Below are 1,116 nucleotides of genomic sequence, written 5' to 3'. Positions count from 1 at the left end.
ACCGCTATAATGGGTGGCAACGTTGATTTGACCATCTGCTGTCACCGTATAAGTTACTGTGACGATGGTACTAGGAACGGTCGTGGTAACAAAGTTGTAAGCCAGTGAAACTTTCGTGGCGATTTCGTGATCCGTGTATTTGTTATTGAGTGGCGCGATTGGTAACGGTGTGACTGGTTGGTCGTCAACCGTCAATTCGATATCTTGACAAGTTGAGAACTTATCGGCCGCGTACCACTGTGCGGATTTGACTGAAAAGCCGCTACCGTGATCATTATCGGTTGTCGCCCGCCAAAAGATGGGCGTGGGTGTACGATAGAGCCACTCTTTATCGTTGACGACGAGTGATTCAAGTCCGCCACGTTCGTAGCTAAAGAGGTAGTGGAAATTAGCCCCCTGTAGTCCTAAACTCCCGTCGCCGTAAATAACGTGTAATTGATTATTTGTGTAAGCCATAGTAATATTTCACCTCTTGCATTGCTGGTTTTGGTGTCCGGTCGGCAAACATTAAGCCGTCACCGGAGAATTCATAATCGGAGTGGCGTTCATCGAAATCACCGCCATACCGGAGCACGTCTTGGTCGGTAATTGGGTCATGAACGAAGAGCGCTTGATCAATAAAGTCCCAAATAAAGCCACCTTGATACATCGGATACTTGTCGATCAAATCATTATATGATTGCATGCCGCCCAGAGAATTCCCCATGTCATGCATATATTCACAATCGAGGAAAGGTTTGGTTGGGTTATCTTCCAAGTAAGCTGCAATATTTTCGGGCTTTTCGTACATCCGACTTTCAACATCAGAAATGCGATCTTTTAATTCTGGTGTGTGGACGACACCTTCGTAGTGGACGAGTCGTGAATCATCGTGTTCTTTATAGAAAGCCTGCATCGCCGCGATATCTTCGCCGGCATATGATTCATTGCCAAGTGACCAGAAAATGATCGATGGGTGGTTTTTAAACCATTCGTAGTTCGAACGGGCCCGGTCGATCACCGCTGCTAACCAGTGTGGATTATCGCCAGGAACATTGTAAGAAGGCTCGATAGCGCCCATTTTTTGCCATGACCCGTGCGATTCGAGGTTGTTTTCGGCCATTAGGTAGATACCGG

1 protein-coding gene and 1 pseudogene are annotated in these 1,116 nt (G+C 46.9%); both read right to left on the bottom strand.

The window, feature by feature from the left end; translation table 11 throughout:
* Positions 1–456, bottom strand: a pseudogene (locus tag MMY95_RS15600) (beta-galactosidase small subunit); the annotation flags it as partial.
* Positions 440–1,116: glycoside hydrolase family 2 TIM barrel-domain containing protein (locus MMY95_RS15595; protein ID WP_277602042.1), on the bottom strand; the 677-nt coding region annotated here is incomplete at its 5' end. The pseudogene MMY95_RS15600 and the gene MMY95_RS15595, both read right to left, overlap by 17 nt.

The organism is Lactiplantibacillus sp. ME-2 (assembly GCF_022549155.1).
GTDB classification, from domain to species: Bacteria; Bacillota; Bacilli; order Lactobacillales; family Lactobacillaceae; genus Lactiplantibacillus; species Lactiplantibacillus plantarum.
This window is presented reverse-complemented; position numbering and strand designations above follow the sequence as displayed.